Source organism: Alkaliflexus imshenetskii DSM 15055 (assembly GCF_000517065.1).
GTDB lineage: Bacteria > Bacteroidota > Bacteroidia > Bacteroidales > Marinilabiliaceae > Alkaliflexus > Alkaliflexus imshenetskii.
This window is the reverse complement of record NZ_KI912105.1, coordinates 10,073-18,077: the sequence shown is the minus strand read 5'-3', so window position 1 is coordinate 18,077 and position 8,005 is coordinate 10,073. Positions and strand designations below refer to the sequence as shown.

The 8,005-nt window shown below is 40.3% G+C and carries 4 protein-coding genes; all 4 read left to right on the top strand.

Going from position 1 to position 8,005, the window contains the following annotated elements; translation table 11 throughout:
- The first annotated feature begins 278 nt into the window (after window positions 1-278).
- The gene (locus ALKIM_RS0100185; RefSeq protein WP_026472900.1) at window positions 279-2,999 is read left to right on the top strand and encodes a SusC/RagA family TonB-linked outer membrane protein; all 2,721 of its coding nucleotides are present in this window, start codon (window positions 279-281) and stop codon (window positions 2,997-2,999) included.
- Between the two features lie 23 nt (window positions 3,000-3,022).
- Window positions 3,023-4,633, top strand: coding sequence for a RagB/SusD family nutrient uptake outer membrane protein (locus tag ALKIM_RS0100180; protein ID WP_162148770.1), 1,611 nt, complete (start codon window positions 3,023-3,025; stop codon window positions 4,631-4,633).
- 186 nt (window positions 4,634-4,819) lie between these two features.
- Window positions 4,820-6,937, top strand: a complete 2,118-nt coding sequence (locus tag ALKIM_RS0100175; protein ID WP_026472898.1) for a VPS10 domain-containing protein — start codon at window positions 4,820-4,822, stop codon at window positions 6,935-6,937.
- Between the two features lie 200 nt (window positions 6,938-7,137).
- On the top strand, window positions 7,138-8,005 hold an 868-nt coding region (locus ALKIM_RS17060; protein WP_052345154.1), incomplete at its 3' end, for an IS4 family transposase.

The window sequence follows — 8,005 nt, the reverse complement described above, 5'->3', positions numbered from 1 at the left end:
TGGATTCCTGATACTCTTGATAGAGTTGCTTGAAGGTCGTATGTGTCATCCTCATTTTTTGCCTTCAAAGAAACGACTGCTTAGCTTTGATGACAATATGTACTAGGCCGAATGCTTACGTTGTAATTGGTTATGGTACTCGTTCCAAGCGAGATGTGACTACAGCCATTTCTACAGTTTCTTCAAAAGATAGTGAGAAAACTGTTGCAATGTCGCCTCAGATGGCCATGCAGGGTACTATGACTGGTGTGCATGTGTCTTGAAATACCGGAAACCCTATGCAACGACCAACTGTTCGTATTCGTGGAACCAATACATGGGGGGTGACTGAACCACTTTATGTGATTGATGGTGTTGCGATTACTGAATTTGGTTCAGGTAGTGAAGGAGGGCATGCGGGTAACCAGGATTTGCGTGGTCCTTTAAACATTATGACAATGATTGATCCTAACGACATTGAATCAATTTCGATTTTAAAGGATGCTTCTGCTGCTGCAATCTACGGTGTACGTGCTGCCAACGGAGTTGTGCTCATAACAACAAAGAAAGGCAGGAGAGATAAACCATCGGTAGATTTTAGTGCACGATATGGTATACAAAGCATCACTCAGGAACTTAATTGGCTATCGACACCTCAATATGCCAAATTCGTTCCCGAAATTTGGGCCACTAATCCGGATTTAGCTCCTGCTCCTGAGAATGCTGGTCGTTTTGATCCTAACGATTCAAGGTACCTTGGTAATTCCCCTACATACAATTGGCAGGATGCAATTCGCCACAAAAATGCACCAACTTCGGATGTGTCCGTAAGGGTTTCTGGGGGTACTGAAAATACTGACTATTATGTTTCGGTAGGTCGTTCAGATACAGATGGAACCCTCATAAATACTAACCTCAGTCGATATTCAGGAAATGTAAAGATTAATACAAAAATAAATGACTATCTGAGAACAGGAATTAATTACAGGTTAGTAAGTGCAGGGGGTGACCATAATAACATGAACTATCTGGATAATGTGAAGAGTGCGCCTTGGCAGCCAATATACAGTGGTCCCGGAATTCCAGGTTATAGAGGATTTGCATATACCGTTGGTGGCTTGCAGCCTGATGGAAGTTATTTAAACCAAAGGCTTTACGGTTTAGGTACGCGTATTAATCAAGTGGGGCGTTCATCTGTTAATTATACAGAATACACTTCTCTGCGCAACATGGGTACTATTTATGCTGAGCTCACCCCATTTAGTGGATTGTCGTTAAAGTATCAGGTGGATATGGATCTATACAGCACCAAAAGAAAGAGTTTCTCTGATTTCGATGCTTCTGCATTTGATCATACTGCTGGTAACAGTTATGGGAAAGGTGGTGGAAAGTCCGTAGGCAATCTTGTACATAGGGATATGACTAACTTTAACTATATACAACAGTTTACTTCAAACTATGCCCGCTCATTCAATTCACATAACTTAGATTTATTATACAACTATACGAATCAGGAGTATGGTGCTGAGTTTTCGGATATGTCAACTGAGTATGTGACTTCTAAAAAGAAAGCACTTCATAATATCGGTGGAGAAAGTCGGTTTACCAACACTTTTACCGGTACCCAGCGTCGTGCGCTTCAAGGTCATCTGGTGCGTGTTGGATATAATTTCTCCTATCGCTATTATCTGGATGCCACTGTGCGTAGAGATGGTTCATCAAGGTTTGCGCCTGAAAACCGTTGGGGTACATTCCCATCATTCTCAGCTGCGTGGCGTATGAAGAATGAGTCATTTATGACCAATATTGGTTGGATTGACGATTTTAAACTGCGCGGTGGCTGGGGTAAACTAGGGAATCAGGAAGTGGCCGATATGGCGTTTTTGTCAACAATTACCCAAAATGCTACATATAATTTTGGATCAGATCCTTCCCGATATATCGGAGGTGGAGTTCTTGGTACTGGTGCAATCATTACCGGTATACCCAACAGAGAACTCAGATGGGAAAAAACCACCACCACCAATATCGGTTTTGATGCAATCTTGTTTAGAAACCTGAATTTTTCTGCCGAATACTATACCAAATTAACCGACGGTATACTTCAGCATATTGATTTGCCACTAAGTGTAGGGGTTCTAAATTTCCCAAGTGCGAATGTGGCAGAAGTATCGAACCGTGGCGTTGAAGCATCCGCAAACTACTCCAACCGGGTAGGTAATCTAAACTATTCTTTTGGTGGTAATATTACAACTGTTAGAAACCGTGTGTTGAAGACCTATAAAGGAATTCCTTCAGGCACAATTGAAGAAGGTTATCCGTTATTTTATCACAAAGCTTATAAAGTTGGTGGTATATTCCAGTCAGATGCTGAAGCTCAGGAATGGAAATCAAGGTATTCTGACACAAACTGGACAATGGTTGGATCTGTTGGCGCTGGTGATTTCTATTTTCAAGATTTAAGAAGCGCGCCTACTGAAGAGGGAACTTTCTATTCAAGTGAACCGGATGGTAAAATTGACAGCTATGATATGGTATATATCGGAAAATCCATTCCTGGGTATTTTTACGGTATTAATTTAAATCTGGAGTACAAGGGATTGGATTTTAGTGCGTTGTTCTCAGGTGTTGGAGATGTGATGAAATATAATTTGGTTAAGGCCAATTCCTTTCATCCAACCCAAAGCGATAATGTAACCACAATGGTATACAAACAATGGACACCTGAGAATCCTTCTTCGGAATATCCTCGACTGGTTTTTGGTGATCCAAACAGAAACCTCCGTAATTCAGATTTCTTTTTTGAGAGTGGTGCTTACCTTAGATTGCAAACTGTACAGCTTGGCTATACCTTGCAAGATGGTGTTTACAATCGGGTAAACAATCATATTAAGAATATAAGATTATATGTATCTGGTTCTAATTTGATGACAATCACCAAATATACTGGCATGGATCCCGAAAGTGATATTTACCCTACTCCAAGGATTTTCTCAGTTGGTATATCGGGTAGATTCTAATTTGCAAATCTTAAAACATGCGTATGATGAATAAAATTAAATATTTGGCCATTATTTTTCTAGCTATAAGCGGACTTTATGGCCTTAACTCATGCTCAGATGAGTTAAATGTAGATCCTACAGCTGAATTAGAGGGAGATTTTTACAACAGTGAACAAAGGATGCAACAAGGGGTTGGAGCATGTTATGCCATGTTTGCCAATCTATACGGACCCGTATTGAATGACCCTGGAATGCACGCCATGTTTATGCTGCCTGGTGATGATATCTCTAATTTTGATTCAGGTAATGCTGCATTCGCCGCTTTTTCTGGCCTAAATGAATCTAATGGTCAGGTTACTTATGCCTGGAGAAGGTATTATCAATTGCTATATCGTTGCAATTTTATGTTGGAAAAACTTGAAGAGGAGGAAGTGAAAGCGCTTTATCGCAGAGACGGTCTATGGCAGGCCAACAAAGGTGAAGTTCTCTTCTTAAGGGCTTGGGCATATTATCGTTTATACGACTGGTTTGGCAAGGCGCCATTGCAGGATAAACGTATTCCAAGTATTGGAAGTGCCATTTTACCTCCATCTGAGGGAACTCAAATGCTTGATAAGGCTATCTCTGATTTGAATTTGGCTGTTGAGCTACTACCAAATGTAAACTATTGGACTCCTGCTACGGAAAAGGGACGGGTATGGAACGAGAGTGCCTATGGATTATTGGTAAGAGCCCATGTGTTGAGAGCCAGACATACCAAAAATGCCAATGGTGATTATGCGAAAGCGATTACAGCATTTGGAAAAATCACAAGCCGTGAGTTGGTAACCTTTCATTACAACTTCAGCGTGCATCATGAAAATAACAAAGAGTCATTGTTCGAATTTCAGGCAAGTAGTGCGCCTGCAATGGATAACGCCTGGCTGGATAATGATTTTGATGTAAACATTGGCCAAATGGGAGCACAATATCACTACTTTACCAACCATTGGGGTAATTATATGTCGGGAAAGTATGGTCCATCATTAAAACTACGAAATGCCTTTGAAGATGGAGACCCCAGAAAGGCCGAAACATTCGCTCCAATTTTTACCAATGTTAATGGTAATGTAAATGTTCCTCAGCCCTATCCCTCCTGGGATAAGTTTGGTGGCAATCAAATGCAAAAGTATGTTAAGCCAGGTCATTGTGAGTTTGAAAGAGACTGGGGGCTTAGCTCACCCAATAACTATAGGTTAATGCGTTATGCCGATATCAAATTGCTGGCTGCTGAAGCTTATTTACAAACAAATCAACCAGCTCTGGCATTAAAGGAGGTAAATGATATTAGAGAAAGAGCAAGACGTTCAACTCCAGATGGTTCAATTTCTTCTGTTCCTGCTGATTTAACAGCTGTTACAATGCAGGATATTATGGATGAAAGATTACGTGAATTGGCTGGTGAGGATGGAATACGTTGGACTGACCTCAGGAGTTGGCATAGGGCAGGTTATATTGATCTATCTACCTGGACTGCTAGTGATTTTGGGTTTGAGTTTGACGCAGAAAATTTCCGTTTGAGCATACCAACACACTTATTGTTTCCAATTCCCAAAAGGGAGCTTGATACCAACCCTCTGATGGCTGCAAGTGGAAACAATCCTGGTTACTAGTTTAGATTAGTTTAGTTAAGGATTGATTATGAGGAAACCGGACCGCAGAGTCGGCCGGTTTCCTCTACAATTTGAATTTTTTACCTTCTCCAATACCTGTAAGTAATTCAAAAATCTGGATAATCAGTAGATGAATCAATTAAATATAGAGATTAAGCGTCATAATTTTTAAAACATATTCTGCAAGTGAAAAAACACACATATATATATCTGTTGTTATTGTTAGGCGGATTGTTAACAATACATTATGCTTTGCGATATAAGGTGAAGCCTCGAATTGCTGGTTTTGAATTGGCAAATAACGTATTAGGTGGAGGTGGATATGTTACAGGTTTACTACAGCATCCATCTGATGGGCAAGTTGTTTATATAAGGTGTGATGTGGCTGGCGTTTTTAAAAGTGAAGATGGGGGCAAAACCTGGGCATCCAAAAATAATGGAATGAGCAAAAGCCATCATCATAGTGTTGAAACAATCACTATAAGTCATCAACGTCCCAATGTGTTGTTTCGCGGGTCAGGCGAAGCCCGTGATGGCAGAATTTTTGGCGATATTCACAAATCAATGGATGGAGGTGATACTTGGATTCATGTTTCTGACCTCATCAATTTTTATGGAAATGGTCTGACAAGGGCCAACGGTGAAAAAATTGCCGTTGACCCTCATAATCCCGATGTAGTTATTGCAGTTGGATATACATCGGGCGTATGGAGGAGCGATGATGAAGGAATTAAATGGAACTACAAGGGGTTAGCCGATGTGCCAATGGGATTCCTTGCCATCAATCCTTATTTTCCAAACCGCTATTACATTGGAACTTTAAGTGAGATGCCAGAGGAGAGTTATTTATATCCTGAGGGTAATAAGCAAACGAATGGATATGGTGGATTGTATTTTTCTAATAATCTGGGGCAAACATGGGAATCTGTTTTTTCTAAAAAAGGTGCAGACATTACTAATATTACGTTTAGTCCATTAAACCCAGATGTGTTTTATGTTACTATTAAAAAAGATGGTATATACAGAACTGAAGATGGGGGGAGTCAGTTTACAAAACTTACGAATGGGCTTCCGGTTGGCGATTACACCTGCGCTGATATTGACATCTCACCAATTAATCCGGATGTGGTATATGCAGCCATCGAAAGATATCCAAGTAATATATTAATAGTAGAATTTCCAGTATACGTTTCGATTGATGGTGGTAACCATTGGCAACTTGTTAAAGAAAAGTACGATTGGGGTAAAGATTTTGTTGGTTACTCCGAACATTATGAACGTGTAGAGCAAATGGGTTGGGCCATAGCCAAACTTAGAGCCGACCGCTTTGTTGAAGGAAAGCTTTTTTTGTGTAATTGGTTTGGTGTTTCAGTAAGTGAAGACAGCGGAAACACTTGGAATGGCAACTATTTTAGCGGTATAGGTAATATTTGCCTGGAATATATTACAGTGGATCCCATAGATGAGAATATCGTATATTTTGTTGGTGCCGACGGACAACCTGCTGTAAGTCATGATGGCGGATTGACATATGAGTTTTTTAAATATATTGATCACCCAAATAATTACTATTGCAGTACTGCCATTGCTTTGTCTTCGTTTCAGGCCGGAACGGTCATTTATGGCATTACGAATAATCATGAACGTCTCAGTGCCATTGCGCGTAGCCATGACGGTGGTATAACCAATCAATTCTTATTGCATTTATCTCAAGGGTTATTTGTTCAGGCACTTCGCGAAGATAAATTCACACCAGGGCGCTTCTATGCTTATATTGATGGAGATATTGAAAAGGGTGCCGGACTCCTGGTTTCAAACGATTGGGGTGAAAGTTGGGAGAATTTAAATGTTGGTCTACCGTCGCATATAAAGAGTTTGCCACATCAAAGATTCTTTATAGAAAATGAGTTGCTCTCAGTTGTAGTGTATCAAACAAAAAATGCATGCGGTACAAACCAGCTGATGGCAATTGATTCACATATGCCAAATACAATATATTTTGGCGAACCTACCGAAGGTTTGTTTGCATCTTATGATGGGGGTGAAACCTGGAAGAGTATCGGAAATGATTTGCCATTTCAAAGATCCAGAGCATCGGTATTGAATACCATTGTTTGTGATCCCAATATTCCCGGAGTTGTATATGCTGGTTTTATTGCTGAAGGATTATGGAGTTCAGGTAATTACGGTGCTTCATGGGAAAAGGTTTATCCTTTAGATGATTCCAAATTTAATGCCTCCTCTATTGCTATTCCCAGAAATGAATCCAATGAATTCTTAGTACATGACAAAACAGTTAAATAATTGAAAATCAATTAAATAATAATCTAAAGCATTTGGATAAAACCTTGATATTCAGTATATTACAGCTGATTACCACATCTTTTGTACTATACGTGAACACCAAGGTTGATAACAAATATAGCGAATTAATCCAACTGTTTAAAGAAACGACCGGATGGCATAAAGCACGGGTAAAGTGCACGATTTCAATTGTTTGTGCAATGTGCAAGTTACAAACGGTTTCGTTCGTAAAGCTTGCGCAAGGATTTGAGGGACAGGCAACCTACGAATCGAGCCATCGACGGGTGCAACGATTTTTCGCCGAGTTTCTTATAGAGAGGCGTTTACTCGCCCGGCTGATATTTGCTCTTTTGCCCTCTAAACCGCCCTACCGCTTGAGCATGGACAGAACCAATTGGCAATTTGGGAGCTTGGATATCAACATATTGATGCTCAGTGTTTGTTATAAAGGCGTGGCCATTCCGCTGCTGTGGAAACTTCTTCCCAAACGTGGGAATTCAAATGCCACAGAGCGCCAAGAATTGTTTGACGACTACATCGAGCTATTTGGTTGTTCGTCCATCTCTGGTTTCATGGGCGATAGGGAATTTATTGGCGATGAATGGTTTGGGTATTTAATCCTTAATAAGGTGCCATTTTATATCAGGTTACGCGAAAACATGAAAGTCCGTGTGCCCGGCAAAGGCGAAAAAAAGGTCTTCTGGCTATTCAACCATCTACGGGTTGGCGTACACATGCATTACAGCGGGTTGGTCCATTTGGGCGGAAACCTTGTCTATTTGTCAGCTATCAAAACCATTGATAAAGCCACAGGTAAAATTGAATTTGTTATCATTGCATCGTTCAACAAACAGGACCAAGCACTGATTAACTATAAGGAAAGATGGCAGATAGAAACCATGTTCCGGGCCATGAAAACAAGTGGTTTCAACATAGAAGACACACATCTCAACAAGCTTGAGCGCTTATCTACCTTGATATCCGTTGTTTCCATTGCATTTATTTGGGCTTACCTCGCTGGTATAGACAAACATGAAAAAATTGTCACAATTAAAGTCAAAAAACACG